This window comes from Nostoc sp. (genome assembly GCF_036919675.1).
Classification (GTDB): Bacteria; Cyanobacteriota; Cyanobacteriia; order Cyanobacteriales; family Nostocaceae; genus Nostoc.
In genome coordinates, this window is sequence record NZ_JBALCP010000034.1 from 12991 (window position 1) to 38224 (window position 25234).

General features: G+C 40.9%; 22 protein-coding genes and 2 pseudogenes. 15 read left to right on the top strand and 9 right to left on the bottom strand.

What is annotated here, in order from left to right:
* Positions 1-735 precede the first annotated feature (735 nt).
* Positions 736-924 (top strand): hypothetical protein, encoded by a 189-nt coding sequence (locus V7K49_RS05580; protein ID WP_335204820.1) that lies wholly within the window; start codon positions 736-738, stop codon positions 922-924.
* A 174-nt stretch (positions 925-1098) separates the two neighbouring features.
* Here V7K49_RS05580 and V7K49_RS05585 read toward each other — a convergent pair whose 3' ends face one another.
* Together V7K49_RS05585 and V7K49_RS05590 are read right to left on the bottom strand one after the other, a co-directional pair.
* Positions 1099-1833, bottom strand: coding sequence for a calcium-binding protein (locus V7K49_RS05585; RefSeq protein ID WP_334871405.1), 735 nt, complete (start codon positions 1831-1833; stop codon positions 1099-1101).
* 930 nt (positions 1834-2763) lie between these two features.
* Positions 2764-4383 (bottom strand): annotated as a pseudogene (locus V7K49_RS05590) (MFS transporter); the annotation flags it as partial.
* A 1466-nt stretch (positions 4384-5849) separates the two neighbouring features.
* Between V7K49_RS05590 and V7K49_RS05595 the strand changes: the two are divergent.
* The 4 genes from V7K49_RS05595 to V7K49_RS05610 all read left to right on the top strand — a co-directional run bounded on the left by V7K49_RS05595 (position 5850) and on the right by V7K49_RS05610 (position 9289).
* Positions 5850-7160 carry a histidine kinase gene (locus V7K49_RS05595; protein WP_335204821.1) on the top strand — a complete coding sequence of 437 codons (1311 nt, stop codon included), beginning with the start codon at positions 5850-5852 and terminating at the stop codon, positions 7158-7160.
* 151 nt (positions 7161-7311) lie between these two features.
* Positions 7312-7773, top strand: coding sequence for a BON domain-containing protein (locus tag V7K49_RS05600; RefSeq protein ID WP_335204822.1), 462 nt, complete (start codon positions 7312-7314; stop codon positions 7771-7773).
* Positions 7774-7958: 185 nt separating this feature from the next.
* Positions 7959-8393 carry a CAAD domain-containing protein gene (locus V7K49_RS05605; RefSeq protein ID WP_335204823.1) on the top strand — a complete coding sequence of 145 codons (435 nt, stop codon included), beginning with the start codon at positions 7959-7961 and terminating at the stop codon, positions 8391-8393.
* 485 nt (positions 8394-8878) lie between these two features.
* A complete protein-coding gene (locus tag V7K49_RS05610) occupies positions 8879-9289 on the top strand; it encodes a hypothetical protein (RefSeq protein WP_335204824.1) in 411 nt (136 codons plus the stop codon).
* Positions 9290-9406: 117 nt separating this feature from the next.
* On the opposite strand, the gene V7K49_RS05615 is transcribed toward V7K49_RS05610, so the two are convergent.
* Both V7K49_RS05615 and V7K49_RS05620 read right to left on the bottom strand, forming a co-directional pair.
* On the bottom strand, positions 9407-10969 hold the full coding sequence (locus V7K49_RS05615) for a metallophosphoesterase family protein (RefSeq protein WP_335204825.1): 1563 nt from the start codon (positions 10967-10969) through the stop codon (positions 9407-9409).
* Positions 10970-11103: 134 nt separating this feature from the next.
* Positions 11104-12075, bottom strand: coding sequence for a YegS/Rv2252/BmrU family lipid kinase (locus tag V7K49_RS05620; RefSeq protein WP_335204826.1), 972 nt, complete (start codon positions 12073-12075; stop codon positions 11104-11106).
* 191 nt (positions 12076-12266) lie between these two features.
* Between V7K49_RS05620 and V7K49_RS05625 the strand changes: the two genes are divergently transcribed.
* The gene (locus tag V7K49_RS05625; RefSeq protein WP_335204827.1) at positions 12267-12686 is read left to right on the top strand and encodes a lysozyme inhibitor LprI family protein; all 420 of its coding nucleotides are present in this window, start codon (positions 12267-12269) and stop codon (positions 12684-12686) included.
* Between the two features lie 89 nt (positions 12687-12775).
* Entirely contained in the window at positions 12776-12964 is a 189-nt protein-coding gene (locus tag V7K49_RS05630; protein ID WP_442948640.1) for a hypothetical protein, read from the top strand.
* Here the strand turns inward: V7K49_RS05630 and V7K49_RS05635 are convergent.
* The 3 genes and pseudogenes from V7K49_RS05635 to V7K49_RS05645 all read right to left on the bottom strand — a co-directional run.
* Positions 12924-13055, bottom strand: a pseudogene (locus tag V7K49_RS05635) (Uma2 family endonuclease); the annotation flags it as partial. The gene V7K49_RS05630 and the pseudogene V7K49_RS05635 overlap by 41 nt on opposite strands.
* Before the next feature lie 246 nt (positions 13056-13301).
* On the bottom strand, positions 13302-13904 hold the full coding sequence (locus tag V7K49_RS05640; protein ID WP_335204828.1) for a PIN domain-containing protein: 603 nt from the start codon (positions 13902-13904) through the stop codon (positions 13302-13304).
* 9 nt (positions 13905-13913) lie between these two features.
* On the bottom strand, positions 13914-14375 hold the full coding sequence (locus V7K49_RS05645) for a hypothetical protein (protein ID WP_335204829.1): 462 nt from the start codon (positions 14373-14375) through the stop codon (positions 13914-13916).
* Between the two features lie 135 nt (positions 14376-14510).
* Here V7K49_RS05645 and V7K49_RS05650 point away from each other — a divergent pair, with 135 nt between their 5' ends.
* The 4 genes from V7K49_RS05650 (at position 14511) to V7K49_RS05665 (ending at position 19488) form a co-directional block, all read left to right on the top strand.
* Positions 14511-14741 (top strand): hypothetical protein, encoded by a 231-nt coding sequence (locus tag V7K49_RS05650; RefSeq protein ID WP_335204830.1) that lies wholly within the window; start codon positions 14511-14513, stop codon positions 14739-14741.
* Between the two features lie 164 nt (positions 14742-14905).
* Complete coding sequence (gene hemC / locus V7K49_RS05655) at positions 14906-15877, top strand: hydroxymethylbilane synthase (RefSeq protein ID WP_335204831.1); 972 nt, start codon at positions 14906-14908, stop codon at positions 15875-15877.
* 131 nt (positions 15878-16008) lie between these two features.
* A complete protein-coding gene (gene glgA, locus V7K49_RS05660) occupies positions 16009-17454 on the top strand; it encodes a glycogen synthase GlgA (protein WP_335204832.1) in 1446 nt (481 codons plus the stop codon).
* Positions 17455-18399: 945 nt separating this feature from the next.
* The gene (locus V7K49_RS05665; RefSeq protein ID WP_335204833.1) at positions 18400-19488 is read left to right on the top strand and encodes an acyltransferase family protein; all 1089 of its coding nucleotides are present in this window, start codon (positions 18400-18402) and stop codon (positions 19486-19488) included.
* Positions 19489-19688: 200 nt separating this feature from the next.
* Here the strand turns inward: V7K49_RS05665 and V7K49_RS05670 are convergent, their stop codons facing one another.
* Positions 19689-20960, bottom strand: a complete 1272-nt coding sequence (locus V7K49_RS05670; RefSeq protein WP_335204834.1) for a HEAT repeat domain-containing protein — start codon at positions 20958-20960, stop codon at positions 19689-19691.
* A gap of 373 nt (positions 20961-21333) precedes the next feature.
* A complete protein-coding gene (locus V7K49_RS05675) occupies positions 21334-22125 on the bottom strand; it encodes a DUF3598 family protein (protein ID WP_335204835.1) in 792 nt (263 codons plus the stop codon).
* Between the two features lie 368 nt (positions 22126-22493).
* Here V7K49_RS05675 and V7K49_RS05680 point away from each other — a divergent pair, with 368 nt between their 5' ends.
* The 4 genes from V7K49_RS05680 to V7K49_RS05695 all read left to right on the top strand — a co-directional run bounded on the left by V7K49_RS05680 (position 22494) and on the right by V7K49_RS05695 (position 24748).
* Positions 22494-22787, top strand: a complete 294-nt coding sequence (locus tag V7K49_RS05680) for a DUF1838 family protein (protein ID WP_335204836.1) — start codon at positions 22494-22496, stop codon at positions 22785-22787.
* A gap of 480 nt (positions 22788-23267) precedes the next feature.
* Complete coding sequence (locus V7K49_RS05685; RefSeq protein WP_334871388.1) at positions 23268-23507, top strand: hypothetical protein; 240 nt, start codon at positions 23268-23270, stop codon at positions 23505-23507.
* A 33-nt stretch (positions 23508-23540) separates the two neighbouring features.
* Positions 23541-24446, top strand: coding sequence for a HEAT repeat domain-containing protein (locus V7K49_RS05690; RefSeq protein ID WP_335204837.1), 906 nt, complete (start codon positions 23541-23543; stop codon positions 24444-24446).
* A gap of 137 nt (positions 24447-24583) precedes the next feature.
* Positions 24584-24748 carry a hypothetical protein gene (locus tag V7K49_RS05695; RefSeq protein WP_335204838.1) on the top strand — a complete coding sequence of 55 codons (165 nt, stop codon included), beginning with the start codon at positions 24584-24586 and terminating at the stop codon, positions 24746-24748.
* Positions 24749-25234: the final 486 nt, after the last annotated feature.

Below are 25234 nucleotides of genomic sequence, written 5' to 3' on the forward strand. Positions count from 1 at the left end.
GAAAAAGCCACGCTTTTTTAGGGCTTTATGACTTCCTGTGAAAAATCAGGTCATTTCCTAGTGAGGAAATGACGAGAAGAAATGAAGAAATCAGCTGAATGTAACCTGATTTTAACAGGTCTTTGTCGTCAAGTCTGAAGATTTGAGAAGCACTGCATATATGAATGATGTTGGCATCAAAAATTGTGCAAGCAATCATATTTTATCCTTGCGTCTGATGTCTTCGCTGATTCAAAGACCAGGCTGCTAGACAAGAAGCAGATCTTATCGGATGCAGATGTAACTATAGGTGTCTTGAGACGTTTTTAATCTATATTGACCTGATAGTACCCCTCAGGGTACTTTTTTATTTATCAGAAAAAGTTATTATGCCAAAACGTTTTGCGATCGCCATCACCTCAATATTTATATTTATAGAGTATATTAAATATACTCTATAATTGGGGATTGCATATGCATGGTGTTCCACAGTGGTCGTTGCCACCTGGTGTGTAAAAGTCTGTCCAATAGCTAAACTGAGATACTTGCCCGGAAAAAAGCAATTATTGCAGGGGCAACCTCCTGAGTCCATTGCTATTGATGTAACAGAAATTCCAATTGAACATCCTCGGCACGCACAGCGTTCATTAGACCTCTTGCAAAAGTTCCTTTCGGGATACGATGAGGACTGGTAAAAAGGGATCGCACACTTACACACAGGCGATCGCTACCGGATAATCATAAGGTAAGCTTATAATGCACTCAAAAGTCAAACATCTGAAACCAGCAGAATTTCAACGCTTCTGGGGTGTAAAACCTGAGATATTTGAGCACATGGTCGAAGTAGTCCGCCACCACAGCCAACAAAAACACAAACCAGGGCAACCAGGAAAAATCAGTTTGTCAGACCAAGTATTGATGACTATCAAAAGAATGGAAAAATAATTTGTACAGCACAATCTCAAGGGAAAACTCATGATTTCCGATTGTTTAAAGAAAGCAAACTCTCTTTAAATAAAAACATTAGACCTCTTGCATAAATCAAAAATAAGAACCCCACTCCTAAGAACTTGCTCTTAGGAGTGGGGTGTTAAAGACTTTTGTAAGAGTCTATTAGAATTAAAGGATAAAGTCGTTTTGCACTACTAGTGGTGCATTTATAAGCCGAACCTCAAACTCAGGCAACCGATCCGCATCAGTGCTAGCTTGGAGAGTACCTCCTGAATAACGGAGCTGACCAGGTGCGGAGAATGCAGCAGCCCCAATGAAAGTGAAGGCTTGATTGCCCACTTTAGTGGAGTTGGCGTCGATAGCAGATAGATCGATTTGGTCACCTGGCAACTTACCGTTTCCTACAAAGTCAGCGATCAGATCCCGTCCAACAACACCACTATCTGAAACTGAGCTGAACTTGAAAACATCGTTACCTGCTCCTCCAGTGAGAATATCAGTCCCAGGACCGCCAGCGAGTGTGTCATTGCCAGCACCACCGCTAAGGATATCGTTGCCAGCACCACCGCTAAGGATATCGTTGCCATTTTCGCCAAAGAGGGTATCTTTGCCACTACCAGCGTTAAGGATATCGTTGCCATTACCACCTTTAACGGTATTGTTGCCATTACCAGCGTTAATGATATCGTTGCCATTACCGCCAGTGAGGATATCATTGCCATTACCAGTGTTAATGATATCGTTGCCATTACTGCCGTTAATCTTTTGGTTACCACTAGTAGCGTTAATGATTTTGTTACCATTAGTAATGACCTGGATTTTGTTACCAGCGCTTTTCACGATTTCGTCGATGATGTTAACATCTGGGATACCAGGGAAATTGATACCGTTGATACTTGCCATAATGAACTTCTCCTAAGCTTAGATGGGAAAAAAATTACCTCGTCACATCCCCATGAGAAAACGGCGTTGCTGATTAATAGTATGAATTTCGTTTCCCCCAAAGGCGCAAAGGAAACAGTTTCAAACATTAAATTTTTGAATTTCACACTTCTATTCAGCAACGCCGAGAAAACAAGGTGGACAAATAACGAGTGGGAAGATATAACTGAACCAGACTTGATTGGAACAGGTCTTTGCTGTTAAGTCTGAAGACTTGAGAAGATTTCAGAAGGACTGGATGTATTGATGATGTTGGCATCAAAATTGTGCCAAAAGTCATGTTATATCCTTGTGCCTTATGCATTCAATGGTTTAGTAGTAGGCTGCTAGGGAACAAGCAGATTTTCTCCTACGGAATTGCATGTGTTTTAGGACGTTTTTACTGTATATCATGAATCACAAGACTATGATATAACCCTCAAGCGTACTTTTTTCTATCTATAAGAAAGAATAATTAACTTTGATATTTTACTCTCATCAAAGTAAAATATGAAATCCTTAGATTCAGATCGGGTTTTTTAATCTATATCTGAATAGCAAGGTCGTAATAGTAAGTAGGTTGGTGAGGAAAAACTAAACCATCTAAAGGTATGTAAACGAGCAACTAAGCTTAATTCAAGCATATTTCAAAATCTTTACAAAACTTTACATAGTCACTTTTAATAGCACCAACCTACTTACTCTGGGGGGTAGTTTGTTTTATTTATAAAAAAAAATGGCATTCATTTGTAAAGACTGAATGCCACTTTGTATTTGATCAAAATTCCTGATGATAGAGATATTTTACCCAGGTAGAGTTATGCCAGTGACAGCGATCGCACCGGCAATCGCACTGGCTGCAAGGGAAGTCAATGCTGTCCCAAATAACCACCAAGCAGAACTTGCAACGGTTTTTTTGGTTTCTTCAGCTTGCTTTTTAGCTTGCTTTTGGATCGCTTTCAGACGTTTTTGTGTTTCTTGCTGGATGCGTTCGGCTCGTTGCAATACGCCATCCCGGGCCGTTTCTATTTGGTCGATAATGCGATTAGCATCCGCCTCAGAAATATCCTCATGAGAACTGATCACAGCAACTAAGGTGTCACGATCAAATTCACTGAGGCGATCGCGCAACGCTTCAAATCCAGCTTGCGGATCATTTAGTTCTTCCAACTCCCGTCTCACAGTTGTCGGATCCGCATTTACGTCATAGATGACTTCTTTAAATTCATCTACTAGCGTAATTCGGTTAAAATGCCAAGGAAATGAATTCAATATGTAGTCTTCTACATCTGCCTTAATTGTGTTTTCCGGTGATGGCAATTTTGCAGCTACTTGCTCAGTTGCTTGCTCTCTGAACTTTTGTAGTTGTTCTATAATTTGAGCAACATCTACATCTTGAACTTTCTCTTTCAATTTTTGCAACTGAGTTGTAATTTTGTTGACATCTATATTGGAAAAGTTCGTGCTATCCAGTACTGCTGGTACAGCAGCGCTCAAGCCATATCGAACCGCTTGGTTTATCACACCTTTACTTAGCTTGCCATTACCACCTCCAACTGTAAGCAGTTGCTGAAGCTGTTCACCTAATTGTTCGGAATTCAGTTCTTCGGGAGTGGCAGATTTGAGAAAGTTAATTACTTCTTCCGTTGGATTTTTGCGATTCAAAGCTTGTTGCCAAGCACCTTCAAATTGGTCAGTAATTCGATTGATATCTTCTTTAGATAAATCAGCACGACTGCTGATTAAATCTACAAAAGTTTGGCGGTTAATATTTTGTAATAGGTCACTGTTAGCAACAGATTGCAAATCTGTATCTTTAAGAAGCTGCTCAAATTGAGTCCGAATTTCTTTAATATCTAGCTTTGGTATTTGTAGAGAACCTAAGGAACTTTGGAGCGTATTTCTAATACCTTCAGCGTCAAAACCTGAAGTTAATTCCTGCCGGACTGCGGCTGTAATATCTTCAACAGTAGAAACTAACTGTTTTTTTGCAGTATTCGCACCAATACCAGCAGTTGCTGTACCTATTATACCTTGAAAACCAGAGGTGACAGTACTAGCGATAGAACCAATTAAAGAACCTACTGCGGATGAACCGAACCAAATTACTAGTGCGAAATAGGTAGACCAGATAACTACACCAATAATTGCTCCTAGAAATGCACTTTCGATTAAGCTAAGTTTTACCGCTAGAAAACAAGCAATAAATAATGCAATGCTAACGGTTATCAACGCCCAAGCACCAACTTTAGCCTGAACTTTACGAATTGTCTTACCCAAACTCTCGGAATCATCGTCAGAATCTGAGTCAATTTCCTAAGATGAAATTCCGACAGCGACTGAAAAGTTTGTGAATAACAATTGAAAGGCAAATGCCATTAAGACGCCAGCCAGCAATGCTACCAAAATTTTAGGGCCAGAAAAAAGAACTGATGCTTCTTCTGGAGTTAGTACTTCCTGAGCTAAAGTTATCGGCGCTAATCCAAAAGGCAGCGAGTTCCATCCCCAAATAGTTAAAACATCTTGAAACATAGTATTTTCTCACTTGCACTCAATTAATTACCCATTTAGAAAATGGCTTACTCATAACTTTAATTATCAGTTTGATAGCCTAACATTTTCTTAAGTAATAAATTCTTTTGCCAAAAGTCGTATTTTAAGAAAAGATTTTTTTATCACTCTTTTGTTAAAAAAATAATGTGATATTTGGTGATTTTTTTATATAGAAATTCGATTTGATTGTGTGAAAAAATCTAAGTATATGTAGGGTATGTTACGGACTCTGTTCTAATGCACCAAAACCTTGCGACGATGCCGTATTTTCATCTAAGGGACTTCCAGTTAAAAAAATATCTCATCGTAGGGGCGCAAGGTCTTGCGCCCCTACAAATGTAAAAATAATTTTGGATAATTTATTTTTTTTCAGTCCCTAACATAACGCTCTGACGCTCGTTCTTGGCGTCTCACTTTGGGAGAAAACTCGCTATCGGATGACGCTACACACAGTCGTTATCCCTACACTAACACCAGTCACCGTGACAGTTGAAAACCAACTTGGGTGCGCTGGTTCACCAGTTGCTACAACTTTGGAAAAGTTCACAATGTACTGGCTCCCCTACGTGTATTTCAAAAATCAATATGAGTCCTATATATTCAATCTTTAAGAAAATAAAATATTCTTAACAAAAGTAAATTTTATAAAAATGCATCTACAGATATAGCAGGTTTGAAATGGGTCTGGTACTTTACCAGACGATAAAGGCACAACAATGTTATTGGTGTCAACTTAATGTAAAAGTTACGTTCTCCAGTTGCTTTCATCCCCTAACCCCGAATCCTCAGTTAGAATTCGGGGAACTTATCGGGTAAGCTTTTCCTGTGGTAAACCCTCACCCATTGAAAATATTGGGGAGACGTGAGGGCAAAACCTTAAAATAAAGCAGATTTTTCCTTAAGCTTTCACCGATGCATAGCTGTGTTTTCCTACCACATATTGGATTTAATCAATAGTTGTGTAATATAAATGTAGTTAATTTTACAAATAAAGTTCTTATATAAAAAATCAAAAATTTTTGACAAATAAAATCTTCTAATATTTTTTATAAAAAAAATATATTTTATCCAGGAAGTTTTTACTTATCTTTAGTCTTTAGATAAAATCACCTATGTCTCATGATAGAGATAAAAATTCTTCCAAGCGATTGATGAAAAGGAAACATAAACATGTATTAATAAGGGTTATTGCCCAATGGCAACTAAAAAAAGCGTAAATCCTTAAATATGGTTGACTTTTGGCTGTAAGGGTGTAATGCAATAGGGGTTGCACGGTCAAGAACTAGCACGTGAAATCTAAGATCCGAGCCAGTCAGTGGGTGCTAGCCTCTCGCCTACACCCAGCCCTAACAGGGATTTGATTTTTTCTTAGTGACATTCGGGTTATTACCAGCTATAAATTTGTTTGTAAGTAAATAATTGATTTTTCCTGAGGAGAAAAAATAATGGTTGTAGGTGTACATAAACGTGGTGTAGGTGTATTTTCTAATCGTCGAGATGTTGAACATGCCCTACATGAATTGAAAAACACTGGCTTTGACATGGATAGAGTCTCTGTTATTACGCAGGATGGAGACAAAGATGATATTGCTGGCGCTGAAGTGAGCGATCGCGTCGGTGACAAATCTGACGAAGGTGCTAAAGTTGGAGCAGTTACAGGCACTGCTTTGGGTGGATTGACTGGCTTATTAGTTGGTCTTGGGACTTTGGCAATTCCTGGAGTCGGGCCAATTATGCTAGCTGGAGCTGCTGCAACCACCCTAGCTACCACCCTGACTGGAGCTGGTATTGGTGCAATAGCTGGCAGTTTGCTTGGTGCATTGGTTGGTTTAGGAATTCCCGAAGAACGAGCTAAAGTTTACGACGAACGCGTCAGACGAGGACACTATTTAGTCATCATAGATGGCACAGATACAGAAATTCTTAGAGCAGAAGCAATTCTACGTAAGCAGGGTGTGGAAGAGTTTGGCATTTACGACAATCCAGATGCTACAAATGCAAGTACTGGTTATGTGGCTCCAACTTCTACTAACACTGATTATGTCACTCCAACTCCGACTGCGGCTCGTAGTGGTGTAGAGAGACGAGCAATTGGAGTATTTTCTCATCGTCGAGATGCAGAAGCAGCACTTACAGATTTGCGAGATGCTGGTTTTCCGATGAGTAGAGTCTCGATCATTGCTAAGGATGCAAACGGTCAGGGAATCGCTGGTGTAGATGTAGATAGAACCGCAGGTGCAGGTAATAAAGCAGATGACGGCGCAAAAACTGGAGCAGCTACAGGCGGAGTACTAGGCGGCTTGACTGGTTTATTAGTTGGTCTTGGGACTTTAGCAATTCCTGGAGTTGGGCCTGTAATTTTGGGTGGCGCAGCAGCGACAGCTTTGGCGACAACAGTCGCTGGCGGTGCTATAGGTGCAGCAGCTGGGGGTATTGTTGGCGCACTGGTTGGCTTGGGAATTCCTGAAGACAAGGCGCGAGTTTATGGCGATCGCTTCCAAAGAGGCGACTACTTAATAATTATCGATGCTAATGAAGCTGAAATCCGCCAAGCTGAAGCTATTCTCAAACGTCGAGGGATTGAAGAATTTGCGATCTATGATGGCACTGATCTCGGCGAACATCGCCCAAGTTTAGATCGAGCAACCGATTACGGCACACCAGTCGTTAATAGCGATCGCACCAATTACTCTACAGGATCTTATACAGACGATCCTGCCGTAGTAATTGTTGACCGCCGTGATGAAACCCTCTAAGCTAAGGTAGTTACCACTCACACTAGTTCCCCAAAATTGCCGGAGCAAGAAGTTGAAAACTTGCTCCTAACTTAAGTAAACTTGCTCCTCACTTATGCCGTGAATATCAATAAACTCCACAACTTTCATTTTGCGATTCCGAATTCAATATATGCAAAAGCTAACTCCTTTTTTAATTAGTGGCCTTTTAGTTTTTGGTGTTGCTGCTTGTGATAATGCTTCTAAAACAAGTGAATCTGCACCCAATAGTACTAATGAAGCTCCCCAAACGCCGAGTGTACAAACAACACAAGCTTCTCAACAAGACGCACAAAGTGATGTCCGCAGAAGACAACTAAATGAGGATATTCGCGCCCGTGAACAGCGCAATAATACTACGGGTGGTGATACACAACGAGCCAAAGGTGACCTAAAAAGTGAAGTTCGCTCCAAGTTAGAGGCTAATATACCCAAGAGTCAATTAACAGTTGATGCCGCAGACAATGGAACTGTCACTGTCGCCGGAACTGTGAGCAATCAGCAGGAGTTAGCTAAAATTGAACCTTTAGCTAAACAAATTAAAGGTGTCAAAAGTGTAGTTGTTAAAGCAACTGTTCTCGCAACGAAAAAATAAGGCAGGTAACAACAAATCCGCGTGAGTAGGTAGGCATAAAGAAATTTAGATGCCCCTGCTCATTCATGCTGGTCAGTTATACTTAATACTGACCATTAATAATTGACAACTGACGACCTTAATAATTATATTTATTGACGCTCAGTCAGTTATAGAAACTCTTTTACTTCCCGAAAATAAAAACTATGGAAACCGAACAACAGCAACGTGAGTCCATCAATGCCCCCTTATCACAAGGTACGCTAGCACTTGAAGGTGTAGATACAGTAAACTTGCCAAAGTTACCAGCAGCAGCTGAACCGGAATCTCAATTGCAGCAAATTAGCAGACAAGTTTCTGAATTTTTGGAGCAATTACCCGAATACTTAAGTAGCTTTTTTCAGGACTACAAGCAGCCTCTAATAACTGTGGCTTTAATTTTGGCGGCGATTGTTACAGCCAAGATAGTACTAGCAGTCCTGAATGCAATCAATGGGACTCCACTACTATCACCACTCTTTGAGTTAATTGGAATTAGTTACGCCACATGGTTCATTTTCCGTTATCTACTGAAGGCTTCAACTCGGCAAGAATTAGCGGATGAAATTCAATCATTGAAAAGCCAGTTTTTAGGCGGATAAATTTCTAAACCATTAAAGTAGTACACTATGGCGGAAGTTTATCTACCTTTAACAAGAGGCTTAAGCCCCTTGTGTTGTTAATTGAGATGGTAGCTAGGATTTACACGAAGCTGTACTAGCCTCAGCGTAGTAGTGGGTATGGTTCGCTAATTAAATATATTCAATCCAAAGGTTCATATTCCCGACTTCTCTAAAAAATAGGGAATTTTGTAACTATCGTATTTTAGGTGCAAAAGGCAGTAGGGGCACAATAATGTTCATTGGTGTCAGTGTCAACTTCAGCCAAAACCCTTGTTTTACCCAATGAACTTAAATTATCAGTATTTAACCTGACTTCATATTAGTCTTTTAGATACATCCAAAGATAGAGAATATAACATTATTTTTAAATTTAAATCACTTCTAAAGATAGTAGATTTGAGATGAGAAACAGCCTAATCTAGTTTTTGAAGTTATTTAATACATTCTTTAAGAGGACATAATTTATGGCTAATGAAGGAGTAAACAAAGGTATAGATTCATCTGATAGAGCCGAAGTAAATACATACGATCGCGGCATTATCCCAGCTGAAACTGCTGCTCGAATGGAAAGAGAAGGAAATGAGTACAAAACACTCCCCACAGAAGAAAGGGAGGCAGATGCATCTACCGATGATCAAACTGATTCAGAAAGTATACGCACCACTGACGGCTATACCATAGACAAAGAAGGTTTGTCTAACAACTATGCAATTGAACCGGAAATGTACTACGAAGAACCGGGTGATGCACGCCAACAAGCAGCAGAAGATAAGGCAGCACGTATTGAAGAACTTAGAGAAGTTAGTCAAGACGACGAGGAAGGCAAGTTGACCGAAAAGGGTGACAATCGTGGTAGAGGGCCAGGAATAATTTAATTAGCACCATCCTTTTTGCTGGGTGTAATTACACGTAAGAAGGCTAAATAGGCGGTTAGTAGAGACGCAATCATTGCGTCTCTACTTTTATGGGCTAATATTTCCAGAAGTATGTTACTAGATGATCAGCGGCTCAAGTTCCCGATTATGCCATTGTCGCTGATGCCATTCAGCAACCAAGGGACGGACAATGAACTTGGGATGATGTTCGCCTTTAACGTCAATGCGTAAACCTGAGTAAGGTCGTCGCTTCTGAAAACCTTGACCGTTGCGACCAATGAAGAGATGGGATCGCGCCACTAATCTATTTTCGTTCCCAAAAGTCTCCATTAAATCTGCTCCCTCAATCCGCTGGCGTCGCAAACTAAACCCGCTACCACCACAAATAATCCAGTGAATATGAGAATCAGCATGTCCCGTATCTATTGTTTCCAGGTGTTCAAAGCAGTGCGCGTGACCGTTTAATACCAAATCAACCAAAGGACGCCCCTGAGTTAGGGAACCTATTTTTTTAGCTACCGCATCCAGCACACTACGGAGGCGATCGCGAATTATCAGAGTTTGTGCTTGTTCCCACTTTGTCGCCTCAGTTACATAGGGAGGATGATGGAAATAAATCACTCTTCCCCGAACTTCAGGATTATTCCAAGATTCAATTAATCTTTGCTTCAGCCACTCCAGTTGTTCAGTATCAGTCAGCGTTGTTTTATCAGCAGCTAGTTGCTTATCGATATCAACAATAATTTCTTCAATTTGTGACAGCTTGGCGTGGAAGTCGTCTAATTGGTCGGCTTCGGTGGGGATTTCTGGACGAAGCTTGGCTGAGGTTTCAACGATTTGCAGCTTTTCTTGCTCTAAATCTTCACGGCGTTTTTCTAAAACTTTGCGATCGGCTTCACCTTTTTTTGTTTTGGGTAGCGGTGGTGGATCGTTAAATGTATTAGAATCCAAGGCAAAGAAATCTATACCGCCATAGCGAAAAGTATAGTAGCGATTGGGAAGGCGGGTGAAGTGCCCAGGTTCATAGCTAAGACAACGACCTGTATCTGTCTTGGCTGTGTAGTACTGATCTAAATGATGATTTAACTCTCCTGGAAGCTGAAACGCCTTAAGATAGTCCAGAAATGCCCGTGCGTAAGCGTCACCGGTTCCTGAGCCATGCAAGCCCACATCTAGGTCTAACCGCGATCGCAACAGGCCACGAAGGGGTAATGTTGTTAGGGACGCCAAGCTCAATAAAATCGGCAAGTTATAGTAATCGTGATTTCCTGGTACAGGTAAAATGGGCAGCTTAAAAATCATCTGGTCATAGGCAATCCGTTTGGGATGCTCTCCGCCCAAAATAAACTCTCGGTAAGGCTGGATGAAGTTCTGGTGGTAGTATTCACTCGACCCTACTAAATAGATCACATCCCCCATGTGCAGCATAAAACGGGATTCGTTGTGATGGGGCAGCATCAGTTCAGCTACCTGTCGCTGGGGATTGTGTCCCCGGTGCTGGCCGGAACCACTATCACCTATAACTAAAAATGAGAACTCCGGATTATCTGCTTGACCATCTTCTAGCACCAGCCGAGTTTGGTCGATGTTCCGTTCCACAATTAACGGATCTTGCCACCGTACCCGCTGATTCATTTTACTAATTTTGTTAGCGATCGCTGGATCAGATACAAGTTTCAATGCAACCTACTCCTGAATCTTCAATTAAAGGGGACAGGGGAGCAAGGTTGTAGCAAGTCTCTCCCCATGCCCCATACTTCGGCTCTTTTCGGCTTCGCTCAAGGCAAGTCGCTCAGTACAAGTGCCCCATGCCCTTATTCTCCTACTGTGTCTTTCATCTCAATAATCAGGTTGGGGAGTCCCTCTAGTTTTTCAGTAGGCTCAACTTCTTCTACTAATGGCACAAAAATTCTCAAGCCTGCTGGAACACACTTAATTTCTACTGGAGTTGTGCCCACTATTTCACCATCTAGAACAACCTTTTGTGGTGGATTAGTCGTAATTTTAAATTGTTTGGCTCGCAGGAAGCCAATATCATCCCGATCTACGGCGTTACCTGTAGAAGCCGTTTGAAATAGATGAAATGTAGCAGCGATCGCTCCTGCCTTATTAACTGAAGCTACAATCGTTAAATCTAGTAGCCCATCATCATAAACCAGACCTGCTGGGCCCTGAGCTAAGACAGAAGTGGCAGGTGCAGCATTTGCTACTGTTACTGCACAGGCACTAGTTTTAATTATTTTGTCCTCAGTTTCAATTTCAACATCAAAGTTTTTTAAGTTTCTCAGTTGCTGAATTCCAGCTAAGACGTAGGCCATCATCCCAAAGCGATTCTTGGCGTCTCGGTCTGCCAATTCTACAGTTTCAGCTTCAAAGCCAATACCTGCCAAGAGTACCATTGGCTGATCGTTGCAATAGGCTACGTCTACACTGCGGGTTCCTCCCTGTAAAATTGTGTGACACGCAGCTGCGATCGTGTCAGGAATTCCTAAAGCTGTGGCAAAAGCGTTTGCTGTTCCTCTGGAAATGATCCCAAATGGAATATCAGTACTCACTAAAGCCGCTGCCGCCGCTGAGAGGGTGCCATCTCCTCCTGAAGCAATGATTGCATCTACACCCCTCGCTACCGCTGCATAGGCCAGTTCGTCAGCGTCGATTTCTTCAGTTGTGAGATAAATATCTAGGTCAATCTCTGACTCTAATATTGTCCGAATTTCTGCTAGTTCTAAATCTGGGTCACCCTGACCCGCAACTGGATTGAAAATGAGGCAGGCGGAACGATTCATAAAATATAAAAGCTAAACTTTAGATTACTAAAATACCAAATTATTTTTAGCATTGTTGTGAAATTTCGACTTCCATCTGACGGCTGGTTTACCTTTTGTAAAAAGTTCAGAAGTATTCTGCGTTGGAACATACCAATGCTGACGCGTATTTTGGTATCTTTTGTCTATACCTAAACAATAACAATTTTGCCATGCGTCAATTATTACTAGTTTTGGCAAGTATGCTAACTCTCAGCAGTTTAGATACCCCCACCATGACAATAGCAGGCACAACGCCTGATTTACCAATGCGCTTAGTTCAAAGGCTTAACTGCAATAATCCTCAAATTCAAGCAGCAATTAATGAATGCAAGAAGTTATCTTATCAGAATGCAGATAAAAAACTGAGTCGAGTTTATCAACAATTGCTATCTACGTTAGAAAGCTCTAGGAAACAGAAATTGATTGCTGCACAGGTAGCATGGATCAAGTTTCGAGATACCAATTGTGAGTTTGAGAGAAGCAGATATGAGGGAGGAAGTATTGCCGCAACCATTTATTTTGGTTGTCTAGAAAATTCCACTAAATTGCGTACTCAACAATTACAGGAATATCTCAAAGCCGACCCTTAATTCGATAAAAACTGTTAATTTTTTTGATATTTACCGATTTTTCCGCATCCATTCCGATGTGAGGTAAAATACGATAAAAAAGTGTTTCCATGACCGTAACTACAGCGAAGTGGACAATAAATGAATATTACCGCATGATCGCGGCAGGTATCCTAGATGATCGGCGTATGGAACTTCTAAAGGGAGAAATAGTAGAAATCTTCGCGGAAGGAGAACCTCATGCCTACTTCAGCAGTGAAGTCGGGAGTGGCGGGTTTTCGGCATTGGTTTCTGGCTAATTTCACCATCAATATAAATACTTGCAGACTTTGTTTCTGGTAACTTCAGAAACTCCTCTAGGGTTAGGGATGCGGATTTTGCAACACTCATGACTTTTGCTATTTTGAAAGTCCTATATCCAGTTTATCAACGTTCGCCACTAGCTGAATGCAAAAAAGCGATTGCCTATACATAGCACTAACTCAAAAGCACTCCACCAATAACTTCAAAGTACTGCTTTTGCAACAACCCCGCAGGAACTTAATGTTGAACACAGATAGATAACATGATAATATTTGTGTCCTCTTCTTACTGAAAGATGGAGTAAACTAACAATCATACTGCTAAGTACTACGGTCAAAGTTGAGATTGAAGAAAACTATAGCCGTGATCAAATCGTGGGATCATTCTGCAATTAAATCGATTTAGTTCATCAACAATATCAGGACTATCAAAGTCTTTTGAGTTTCGGTTAAGAAAACATGCTAGTTGTGGTTGATACTGACGCAGATGATTGATGACCGATGCATAGACAAAAGCATCTTGTGGTCTCAAATCATAAGTAGCTTCGCAGGACGCTGCCTCAATTAAGATATCGGCAGTGAGTGCAATAACTTCTGCAATGTTAAAAAGCCGCTCTCGATAATTAACAAAACGTTGCCGTTCCTCTTCATTGCTCTGCACCATTAAGCTAGCAATATCTTGGATACTTTTGATCCGACTTACATAAGATGCTGTACGTGAAAGCTGCCGCAACTCAGCATCGAGCAATTGCTGCAAATCCCGGCGACTCTTTGCCTGACGACTTAATTTCTCATGAGGTTCAGCAAGGCTATAAGCTGGAATAATAAGTTTTGCCTGCCCTATTTCACAAGATTGCAGAATCTGCTCACAGCTTACGCACTGTTCTTGCTCAAAGACTAGTTCTAAGACGAAGTTAGTTTCAACGTAAATATTCACGCAACCGCCTTATATGATCAAAAACCTGCCTCCAGCTAAGGCAGCGTATAATCCTGAATCAATTAACCATTGCTGAGATTCATTTATATCTTCGGGGGTTTTTTCAGAATGAATAATTTCTCCAAGCCAGGATGCAACAATTAACTCAAGGCTTTGCCCACTGATTTGATCAGCCTTAACTCCAGCCTGTTCAAAGTAACGATGAAGAATAGGTTGTGCATCAATGGTATAAGTTGGCTCGCTCTGATCTAGTCGGACATCAGCATCAGTCCATAAATAAAATCGATCAGGAAACACCATTAGAAAATAAGGAGCCACTAGAAAAGTTCCGTGTGCAAGGATATTGCGTCGAAGTCTCGCTGCCCATTCTGGTGATGCATTAAGTTTACTCTTAACCTCGACGACAAGAGTAAGTTGACCATTACGGTTATCAACTGACAAATCCCAACCAGAATCAGAGTTAGCAGTCATGGATAAAGCCCACTTAAGGAGACTAACTACTCAATATTGTGACGCAGAATGTTTCCTAAAAAGTATAATCAAGCTTATTCATTAGGGAAAGCCCGCGCCATCGCTAATGTTAAATAAGCTGATGCAGAACCATGTGTGGCAGACTTTGTGAAACAGTTAGGGTCAGCGGACACGTTGGCATTGTCAGCAGACGCGTTGGCATTGTCAGCGGATGCATTAGCATTGTCAGCAGACGCATTGGCATTGTCAGCGGACGCATTAGCATTGTCAGCAGACGCGTTGGCATTGTCAGCAGACGCATTGGCATTGTCAGCGGACACATTGGCGTTGTTAGGTATTGCCAAGTTTAATTTGCTACGAATTTAACGAAATGCTGTACCAAGTAGTATTGTTCGAGATTCCTCAAACCAGCCTTTGGTAAAGAATTGTAATCCAAAATCCAAAATCCAAAATCCAAAATTGGTATGAGTCCCTGACTACGGTAGTCTAGATGAGAGTTGAATTTATCGCCTAGTTTGATATATTGTTTTATGACTTCAGTTGTTTCTAGTCCCCCACGCACTATTCGGATTGGTTCACGCAAAAGCCAACTTGCTCTGGTTCAAACCTACTGGGTACAAGAGCAACTCCAGAAAAGCTTTCCTGATATCACTTTTGAAGTCCACACCATGTCTACCCAAGGCGATAAAATCTTGGATGTAGCATTAGCTAAGATTGGCGATAAAGGACTTTTTACTAAAGAACTTGAAGTCGGAATGCTCAATCAGGAGATTGACTTTGCCGTTCATTCCCTCAAGGATCTGCCGACTCATTTACCAGAAGGGTTAACACTGGCAGCAATCACTGAACGGGAAAATCCAGCAGATTCATTAGTGGTGCATGAAAAGCACAAAGATAAACAAATCGATACTTTACCCGAAGGTGCTGTAATCGGTACATCTTCGCTGCGGCGGTTAGCACAGTTACGCCACCACTTCCCCCACTTTACATTTAAAGATGTGCGGGGAAATTTGATTACACGGTTGGCAAAACTGGATGCAGGCGAATACGATGCTTTGATTTTGGCAGCAGCAGGGTTAGAGAGATTGGGAATGAGCGATCGCGTTCATCAAATTCTCCCCGCAAATATCTCCCTCCACGCTGTTGGACAAGGAGCCTTGGGTATTGAATGCCGGGCTGATGATAGTGAATTGCTATCTCTACTTAAAGCGATCGAACATCCCCAAACACGCGATCGCTGTCTCGCCGAACGCTCCTTTCTACGCTCTCTAGAGGGCGGCTGTCAAGTACCTATTGGTGTAAATACAGAAATATCTGGTGATAATTTGACCTTAACAGGGATAGTCGCCAGTGTAGATGGTCAAAAGCTCGTAAAAGATACCGTCACAGGCATTGCCAACAATGCCGAAGCGCTAGGCATAGAACTAGCAGAAGTGTTGCGGCAACAGGGAGCGCAAGAAATTTTATCAGAAATTTTTGCGGTGATTCAGCGCGGTTCTTAAGCAATTGGGCAAGCCGATGTGATTAGATAAGAATTGATCGCCGTTGCACTCTCATATGTGCCAGACGCGACAAATCGCGTTGGTCGGGATCATAGACTGAATTTGACAATCTCAGGGAAGCAAAAATTACCATGCGGATTCTATTTGTTGCAGCAGAGGCAGCACCCATTGCGAAAGTAGGAGGAATGGGTGATGTTGTCGGGGCATTACCCAAATTTCTGAGAGAAATGGGGCATGATGTGCGGATATTCTTGCCTTACTACGGCTTCCTGCCAGACAAAATGGAAATTCCCCAAGAACCCATCTGGTGGGGAGATGCCATGTTCCAGCACTTTGCAGTATACGAAAGTGTTCTGCCTGGTACTGATGTTCCCTTGTATTTGTTCGGACATCCCGCCTTCATGCCCCGCCGCATTTATTCTGGAGATGATGAAGATTGGCGGTTCACTTTGTTTGCTAATGGTGCAGCCGAGTTTGCCTGGAATTACTGGAAGCCAGAAATTATCCATTGCCACGATTGGCACACAGGGATGATTCCCGTGTGGATGCACCAAGATCCTGATATCAGCACAGTGTTTACCATTCATAATCTGGCTTATCAAGGGCCGTGGCGTTGGTATTTAGAGAGAATTACTTGGTGTCCCTGGTATATGCAAGGACACAACGTAATGGCAGCGGCAGTGCAATTTGCTAATAAGGTAAATACAGTTTCGCCCACCTATGCCGAACAAATTAAGACACCTACTTACGGTGAAACATTAGAAGGTTTGCTATCCTTTATTAGCGGGAAATTATCTGGGATTATCAACGGTATTGATACTGAAGTTTATAATCCAGAGAACGACAAATATATTATCCAAACTTTCAGTACTGCTACTTTAGATAAACGCAAGGCCAACAAAATTGCTTTGCAAGAAGAACTAGGGTTAGAAGTCAACTCCAAAGCCTTTTTTATTGGGATTGTGACGCGATTAGTGGAACAAAAAGGCATTGATTTGATATTACAAATCCTCGATCGCTTCCTGTCTTATACAGATGCACAGTTTGTGCTGTTAGGAACAGGCGATCGCTACTATGAAACTCAGATGTGGCAATTAGCATCCCGCTTTCCCGGACGCATGGCAACTTACTTACTGTATAACGATGCCCTGTCTCGCCGGATCTACGCTGGTACTGATGCCTTCTTAATGCCCAGTCGTTTTGAACCTTGTGGTATTAGCCAAATGATGGCTTTGCGCTACGGTTCTGTACCCATTGTCCGCCGCACAGGTGGATTAGTTGATACGGTAACGCATAACGACCCCGAAAATGCCGCAGGTACTGGTTATTGCTTTGATCGCTATGAACCGCTAGACCTTTTCACCTGTATGATCCGGGCTTGGGAAGGCTTCCGTTTCAAACCGCAATGGCAAGAACTACAAAAACGCGGCATGAGTCAAGATTTTAGTTGGTATCAATCTGCCAAGCAGTACGTGAAGCTATACAGATCAATTTACGGTTTGCCAGAAGAAGAAGAAGAGGAGATACCACAACCAGAGTTAGTGTTAAACCAAGCAGTCACCACTAGCAAGCCCTGAGCCGCTTAAATAACTACTTTTTGTAACTCGTGAGAGCATTGTTCAGATTAGTCTGAAGATGCTACTCATGAGTTTTTTTGTTTCAGAAACTTGCCAATTTGACAAATTTAATTTCCTGATATTTTCCGAGTCAGCTTGAAACAGCAAATAATCAGAAAGTGTCTGAATTCTTGTCAGGACTTACGCAAAAATTGCTAAAAAGCTTAATTTCTCTAACTCTTCTCTACGAGAAGCTACGCAGAGCCTTTCGTAGAGAAGAGTTCGTATGTACGTAAGTCCTAATTGTTTTAACAGGCTTGAACTTATGAAAAAGTTAGCATTTATCGATACCGTAGTTATAGACTAATTGGGTTAATATCCTTAATTACCCTATTAACGGGACTTAAACATTTTTGAAGCAGAAACAAGCCTCAAACCCATACAGGGCAAGGAAAATACAATAACGGCTCAAAAATGTTTGAAACCCAGATATATGAATCAACTAGGCAAAACGATGTCAAAGTCTCTCTGTATATACATTTGAGTGTTTTTTGTGGCTATTTTTTGTCTAAGTCCGATTAATTACAACTACATCTGCTCTAACACAGTTAGCAGACGGTTCCTCAATTGGGCAAACTCTTATCGCTGCTTCTAACTTTATCTGGCCGACTCAAGGGTTTATTTCTCAGGGCTATATTCGCTCACTGAGTCCATAATTATCTATCATTAACTGTATATTCCCTGATGTAGCAGCTCATTTACATGTTAGTATACCTATACCTCAGTCAGGTAATTAAAACCAAAGTGAATCGACTCAGCAAAGACGATGTAGAACAATATTACCTCCTCATATTTCTGCTACTTGTGAAGTTACTACTTGAGGGGAAAAGTGAACAGTCAGACTACCTTTGCCATTTACTGATTTAAATGATTTATTCAGTTACTACAACTAACCCTGGAAATGCTATGAACAAAAAAATAAATTTGCTACAAGTATATCGTGGTGTCGCTGCTATATTGGTAGTTCTAACCCACGCGAATAGAATACTTTCTCGTAAAATGCACCAAGATGATTTATTGCAAATATTTCATTTTGGTTGGATAGGCGTGGATTTTTTTTTCGTACTCAGTGGATTTATTATATTTTATATTCATCAATCTGATATAGGCAAACCGAATAAGTTTAATTCTTTCTTTTTTAAAAGATTTATTCGCGTATATCCATTATATTGGAGCATCTTAGCCATCAAAATTTTAGTTTCTCTATTTAATACTAATAAAAATAGCATTTATCAGCGAAGTGCAGACGAAATTATCAAGGCTATTTTTTTGCTACCCCAAGACCGTTCTATTCTAGAGATTACTTTTATTGGTGTCAGTTGGACGCTTAGTTATGAAGTTTTTTTCTACTGTATATTCGGTCTACTAATATTGAAAAACACAAAAATCAGCCAGTCGATAATTTTTGCTTGGATCATTGGCATAATTCTCAATTTTTTCGATTTATTACCAATCGGCGAAAATTTTCTACCGAGGTTTATATTTGACGAACATAATCTAGAGTTTGTGCTGGGTTGTTTAGCTGCCTATACTATATCTAAATACGAATTCAAGTTTGCAGCATCATTAATTTACGCTTCAATTTTTATGTTGGTTTTATCAGTTATAAATACAAAATATGGAGAATTTAATGTTTCCGGTACCTCCTCATTAGTAGCTTATGGTATTCCGTTTATGATCCTTATTATAGGATCTGTTTATTTAGAAGTATCAAAGACAATCAATATACCACCAATTCTAATTTATATAGGAAATGCGTCTTATTCTATATATTTAACGCACGGTTTTTTCTTAAGTAATATAAGCAACATTTTCACTAAAGTTACAGAAAAACTAAATATTCTATACCTCATTCAAAATCCCAGCATATATTACAATGTTGGTGCATTTCTAATTGTTGTAATAGCAGTAGTAATGGGATGCGTAATCCATTCTTATCTTGAAAAACCATTAATTACAAATCTAAGGAAAAAAGTCTTTGCAAAAATGAACTGATACCGATTATCTGTGAGGTTGCTCCCGAACAAGGAGCTTAAGCCCCTTGTCTCACCAAGATTGATTTTGTGCAGCTTCACAAAGAATTGGTATGAGATACTAATTGAAGGCCAAATCTTGACAAGGTTAGATTAGCAGAAACCTAATTGATTTCTGCTTATTCTGGATGATTTAAAATATCAATAACTTATAACTCCTAACTATTGAGTACTCGTCGCTTTTGCTCTAATTAACCAGTCACCATCGTGAGCGCAAATTTCCCGACCGGACGAGTCTCCTAAGCGGTTTAGCGCTAATAAACAAGCATATTTCAAGTCCCAAATTGGCGTATTTAGGCAAATTTTGAGTTCAGGAATTGCTCGTGAATCACCCAATTCACCAAGAGCGATCGCACAAGCCGCACGAGATTTCTGAAACTGAGGTTCGCGGTTATACAGGTTTTCTATTAACAAATCGTAGGCGGGAGCATATTTCAGCCAGCCGAAAAGTTTCATCACATGATAATGAGCGCCATAATCGTTATATGCCTTGTCAGAATAAGTTGCTAGAAGTGCTGCTGGTGCTTCTTGTGCATAGATATCCAGTAAGGTTTTTGTCGCTAAATAACACCGTCCAAAATCTGTTTCATAGAGTTCGTTAATGACAAAGTCTAGTACAGGGGTAAGGTCATACTCATGTACTAAATCAAGGTCGTTGGGATGATCGTAGAGTACTTGCTCTAAGTAAGGTTGAATTTCTGTGAAGGTAATTTCACCACTAGGAACACCTGCATCCAAAAGCATCCGCAATCCTCGCAACCGAAATACTAAAGATACAGGACAACGGGCAATTTCTGGGATGGCTTTGTAGTAGTGTGAATCAATCAGGTCTTGAATGCAACCGCGCCGGGCATTGACGCTAGAACTTTGTAGCAGCGCCATCACCTCAGTGATTTGGGAGTAATCACCTGTGAACCGACAAACTGTAGCGATCGCTGCACTACGGGTAGGTTCATCCTCAGCTTGGGTAAATTTCCGAACACGTTCTAGGGATGCCTGATAGTTAGCGTTAGCTAGGGTGTGAATAATCACTCGATAGATTTGACCTGGTTTATCGAGCAGTTGCGCCACTTCTTCGAGGATTTCTGGATCTTTAGTCCCGATTTCCCCGATCGCCCACACGGTATTTTCAACAGTATAAATATCATCATCTTTAAGACACTGCCGAATTACAGGTAAAGCTGATTCGGCCTGTAATCGCCCCAGACTTTCCACAGCCTTGCGTCGAACAATCCGGTGGTCTAACTCATCAGGGTTACTGGTTTCAATCGCCCGCACCAAAGCCGCGATCGATTGCTCAGTCGGGAAGTTAATTAGATGGGAAACAGCAATATACTTATCAGAAGCGTCTTCAAGTTGTTCTAATGGTGTATCGATAATTGCGATCGCTTGATCTTCTGTTAGCCCAAACATTTTAAAAAAACGTTTATCCATTGATCTGTAAATAGCTTTTGGATAATTGCTCAGAGGTCACGTTTACTATCGTACTAGGGACTGGTGACTGGGAAATAGCAGTAAATGATGTTTATTGATTGAACTACCAAAAAATGCAGTTGCTTTTCACTGGAGTTTAGACTAAGTAGAACGGCTGAAAAAAACTAAACTATGTGAAGATAAGTAAGTAAGTGGGCGGGATAATTTATAAGTATGTCACAAAAAGTTAATCAGTTTAATTAGAGTTAAATTTAACACGTTGCGGACTGTAGCTTCCTTTTTCTCCCTAGTTTGAACACAATATACACTTTGATGTGCAGTTTGTACTATTGATTTAGAGCCGAGAAATTGGTGCGAGCGCCTGAAATTGGTTTTATTGTTCTTGTCGCCTAAAAACTTCGGAAATCAACATGGCGAATGCTCCCGAATTATCATATTTAACTGTCAGTCTTCTATACTCATTTTTCGTAACCATCTTCCCACATACTATCTCAAATTCTTCTCCAATATTCACCTTTTCAGGTACATTGACAGCAATATCATCTGGCAAAGATATCGTCTTATTTTTTTGTTCTGTTGGCTCTAACACAAGCTCTTTATTTTCTGCTGAAGCCGATATTTGTAAATCACTATTCATATACTCTTTTTGTCCGCTCCACTTTCCAGAAAAGTTTTCTATTTCGGCTTTGGCTGATCTATTGGAAAAGCTATTTAGATGCTCGTTAATTATCGTAATTCTCTCTAAATTGCCACTCTCAGCATAGATACTAGCTACACTAGTTCGCCAATCTTGATATCGGAAAAATAACTCTGTAACAAATTTTTTTCCAGCTTCCAGTTTTTTTGATACCCAGGCACTCTTACCCTCACCAAAGGACACTGCCCTCATCGATAAAAATGTTGGGTATATAACTCCATCAGGTTGACTACAAGTTTGCTTTTCAATCTGCCAAGTTTTTTCTGATTCCGTTCCATCAGAATAGCTATATTTATTAGTTTGAGTAATCAATGTTTTCTCTTCATTAGCTTGAATTTTCCTGACAGATTTAAATGAATTCAAAACTTTTTTATCTAGAGAATACATCGTCCATATTCCGTGCCAAGCACTACCTTGTGTCGTGATACATCCAAATAAATTTTCCCAGTTTTTATCTTGTGAATTCATCGTTTTTCTGATTGAGAAGTTGACAAAAGCTTTTTAATATTCCTATTATACGATGGCTACAGGTGTTAGATATTCCTTTCCTCTCATTGGAGGTGTGGTGGACTGCGATCGCCCCTGATCCTCTCCACACTGCTACCCCTGCCAAAATCGCCTACAATGCTCCTCACTCTACTAATGGCTACCTTTTCCTTGACATCGATTTTGGGAATTGGTGCGTTAAACCAAAGAAATTGGATATATTACCTCTGTCATGTAAATTCCTTTAGAATATTCCCATCCCTTAGCAGGAGATAGTAAATATTCAGACTATTGCCCTGGATAAAAGTTTAAGCGAGTTAAGCACTTTATATCAAATACTTGCCGACCTGATGCAACTGAAGTCCCTCCTGCTAAGTGGGCGAGGGACTGTCCTTGGTGTACCCTGGATGAAGTTAGGATATGCTCATCCAGCTAAATTAAGATTTGAAACCACAATATTTAGAGTAGATTCTTTTGAGCAGCTTCATCCTAGCTTGGTCAAGCTGGTGAGAGAAAAAGTACCAATTTATGAATTCACGCCAACGGAAAGCGATGAACCGAATGTTACGAGCATTCAATACTTTAAGAAAAACTTTGAGTCCTACTTGCGGGGAGATATTTTTCCACTAGAGGAAACCTCTTGAACGGTTTTTGTCCGGTACTAGACCATGCTAGCGTGATGTCTACGATGGTCACTGAGCTTTGTCGTACCCCTACGGGGAAGCAAGCTAGCAAGAGCGTCTCTTAGAGAAGTGTGGGCTATGTCTCTTACGAGACGCTGCGCGAACGAAGACTCGCTAACGCTTCTCTACCAGACGCTGCGCGAACGCTATTGGCGTCGCACTTTGATTTAAAAAAGCCTAAAAGACTTATCCGAACTTGCATAGAAGGCTGTAGTCGGCTTCGATTTTTGAAGATTTACGTTAAAAAGCTTTACCAGTGGTAACGCGATCTGAGAAGATCGGAATATATGCATTTGTCAGTTATTAGTTAGTTGCCTCTTGCCAATTGTTCAGTTCTATGTAACAGCTAAGTGCTGGTCTTTAGCAAGTAACCAAATATAAACTATAGGGAACACTGACCAGACATCATTTATATAAACACGCATTTAGGAAACAAAAGTTATGGATGAAACCTCAGAACTCACAACAACCGATAACCTAACCGCTCAAGATGTAGCAGAAGTTATTGCAGAACTTGAGCAGTATCGGGAACGTCTAGTCCAAGAAACTATGGAAACAGCAAAACGGGCTAAGTTGATGAGAGTAAATGTTATGGCAAAACTGGAGCCTGAGCTTGCCAAGATTGATTCTGCCCTCCAGGAACTCCGTAATCAGCAAGCTGCCCTGAACGTTAGCAACTAGTAATCCATCTTGATAATTTAGCTATTAAGTCATATGCTCAACTCCAAAACTCAATCCGGGGAGGATTCGTTAAATCTGTCTCAGGCAGAAACTGATGCTTTATTTGCAGTGGTGAGAGAGCAATTAGGCTTAAACACCTTCAATCCTGATGACCAAGACCTACTCAAGCAGATGATTGAGAGCATGGGAGACTCACGGGGGATGGTTAGGTTGAGTTTTGCAGAGGCATTGGGTAAAATCGGTAAACCAGCGACCCCTTTATTGATGGAAGCTGTGGCAAATCACCCAAACCCAGTTGTACGCAGAGCTAGCACCAAAACCCTGACACTCATCGCTGACCCGATCGCAATTCCAACCTTGGTCAAGGCTCTCTTAAATGATGAAGATACGGTGGTCAAAGCCTCGTCGGTGGGAGCGCTGGCCAAAATAGGTAAGGCCGCTGTGCCAGCATTACTAAAAATCTTAGCGTCAAGCGAGTATCCAGAAAGTGCCAAAGGATATGCAGTATGGGCGTTGGGATTTATTGGAGCAGAGGCGAAGGAATATTTATATCAAGAGATTAACTCAGACTCGGCTGAAGTTCGCGCTGCGGTAGTGGGAGCGATCGCTAAAATAGCTGAAGAAGGCACCCAAGAAGGAGCATTTAATATTTTAGTTAACGCCCTCACCGATTCATCTGAAATTGTGCGGTGTGAAGCAGCAGCTGCTTTGGGCAGCCTGACCTATCGACCAGCGATTCCTAACCTCATTGAGTTACTGCATCATGCTGATTGGGATACTCGAAAAGCGGCGGCTCTGGCATTGATGAAGATTGGCGATGGGGCTGCCTTAGAACCCCTGCAAGCCGCATTGACCAAGGAAGGGGAAGCGGGGGTTCAGGCAGTGTTCAAGTTGGCAATTTCTCAAATTGAGAGACAGTTAGAGGAAGATGCTTGGTAGTAGAGCGATACACATTTACTATCACTAATTATTGAAGCAAATATTAAAGATTTGTTTGGTTGTACCTTCGATTTTTCCTCCCCTAACTTCAACCAAAGGGTGCAAGCTCCCCAGGAGCATCTACTTGCAATAGACTATTGCCGCTGTACTCTACAGTACATCGGTTTGATTTGGTGAAATTGAGCGATCGCATTGCTCCCGTCAAAGCGCAACCTGTAATGTTTGACTCAACCAAAGTTGATCAGAGCAATTATGGCTGGAGTAAATTGAAAATAACTATCATTAATAGTTTTAGACTTTGAAGATAGCTTTTAATTAACTTAGTCCATCAATTGACTGAAATCGCTGTATTTTAATTAAAAACCTATTATCTATAAATTCTCCTCGTTAAGAAAACCTGACAATTATTTCCAATTGATTACTTATCCCCTGTAATATTATTCTCAAGTAGCTGATTATTAATCTCAACAATTAACAGTTAGTTATTTGATGCAATGTTTAGAGAAAGTGGTAAGTGGAGAGTAAGTGTAGGGGTAGCAAATGGTATTAAAGCAGATATTGAAGATTGTTTTGCTCACAAGCTCTGTTTGGTTGTGCGTTGCGACAAGCGTAACTGCTACTGAAGTAAATAAACAAGTACAAGCTAAATCTGTTGCATCGGGATTACGTAATTCTAGAACGATTAGAGAGATTCCACGACTCATGACCTAAGCTGTTATCTGCGTACCGATGCTAGCATCTTTTACAAGAGGAATAACTGGCGGGCGGGAATTAATTTCAAAAATATT

Excerpts from the sequence above, each read along its gene's own strand:
- V7K49_RS05580 (WP_335204820.1), top strand. The coding sequence starts at position 736 with ATGCACTCAAAAGTCAAACATCTGAAACCAGCAGAATTTCAACGCTTC.
- V7K49_RS05585 (WP_334871405.1), bottom strand. The coding sequence starts at position 1,833 with ATGGCAAGTATCAACGGTATCAATTTCCCTGGTATCCCAGATGTTAAC.
- V7K49_RS05595 (WP_335204821.1), top strand. The coding sequence starts at position 5,850 with ATGGTTGTAGGTGTACATAAACGTGGTGTAGGTGTATTTTCTAATCGT.
- V7K49_RS05600 (WP_335204822.1), top strand. The coding sequence starts at position 7,312 with ATGCAAAAGCTAACTCCTTTTTTAATTAGTGGCCTTTTAGTTTTTGGT.
- V7K49_RS05605 (WP_335204823.1), top strand. The coding sequence starts at position 7,959 with ATGGAAACCGAACAACAGCAACGTGAGTCCATCAATGCCCCCTTATCA.
- V7K49_RS05610 (WP_335204824.1), top strand. The coding sequence starts at position 8,879 with ATGGCTAATGAAGGAGTAAACAAAGGTATAGATTCATCTGATAGAGCC.
- V7K49_RS05620 (WP_335204826.1), bottom strand. The coding sequence starts at position 12,075 with ATGAATCGTTCCGCCTGCCTCATTTTCAATCCAGTTGCGGGTCAGGGT.
- V7K49_RS05625 (WP_335204827.1), top strand. The coding sequence starts at position 12,267 with ATGCGTCAATTATTACTAGTTTTGGCAAGTATGCTAACTCTCAGCAGT.
- V7K49_RS05630 (WP_442948640.1), top strand. The coding sequence starts at position 12,776 with ATGACCGTAACTACAGCGAAGTGGACAATAAATGAATATTACCGCATG.
- V7K49_RS05645 (WP_335204829.1), bottom strand. The coding sequence starts at position 14,375 with ATGACTGCTAACTCTGATTCTGGTTGGGATTTGTCAGTTGATAACCGT.
- hemC (WP_335204831.1), top strand. The coding sequence starts at position 14,906 with ATGACTTCAGTTGTTTCTAGTCCCCCACGCACTATTCGGATTGGTTCA.
- glgA (WP_335204832.1), top strand. The coding sequence starts at position 16,009 with ATGCGGATTCTATTTGTTGCAGCAGAGGCAGCACCCATTGCGAAAGTA.
- V7K49_RS05665 (WP_335204833.1), top strand. The coding sequence starts at position 18,400 with ATGAACAAAAAAATAAATTTGCTACAAGTATATCGTGGTGTCGCTGCT.
- V7K49_RS05670 (WP_335204834.1), bottom strand. The coding sequence starts at position 20,960 with ATGGATAAACGTTTTTTTAAAATGTTTGGGCTAACAGAAGATCAAGCG.
- V7K49_RS05675 (WP_335204835.1), bottom strand. The coding sequence starts at position 22,125 with ATGAATTCACAAGATAAAAACTGGGAAAATTTATTTGGATGTATCACG.
- V7K49_RS05680 (WP_335204836.1), top strand. The coding sequence starts at position 22,494 with ATGCAACTGAAGTCCCTCCTGCTAAGTGGGCGAGGGACTGTCCTTGGT.
- V7K49_RS05685 (WP_334871388.1), top strand. The coding sequence starts at position 23,268 with ATGGATGAAACCTCAGAACTCACAACAACCGATAACCTAACCGCTCAA.
- V7K49_RS05690 (WP_335204837.1), top strand. The coding sequence starts at position 23,541 with ATGCTCAACTCCAAAACTCAATCCGGGGAGGATTCGTTAAATCTGTCT.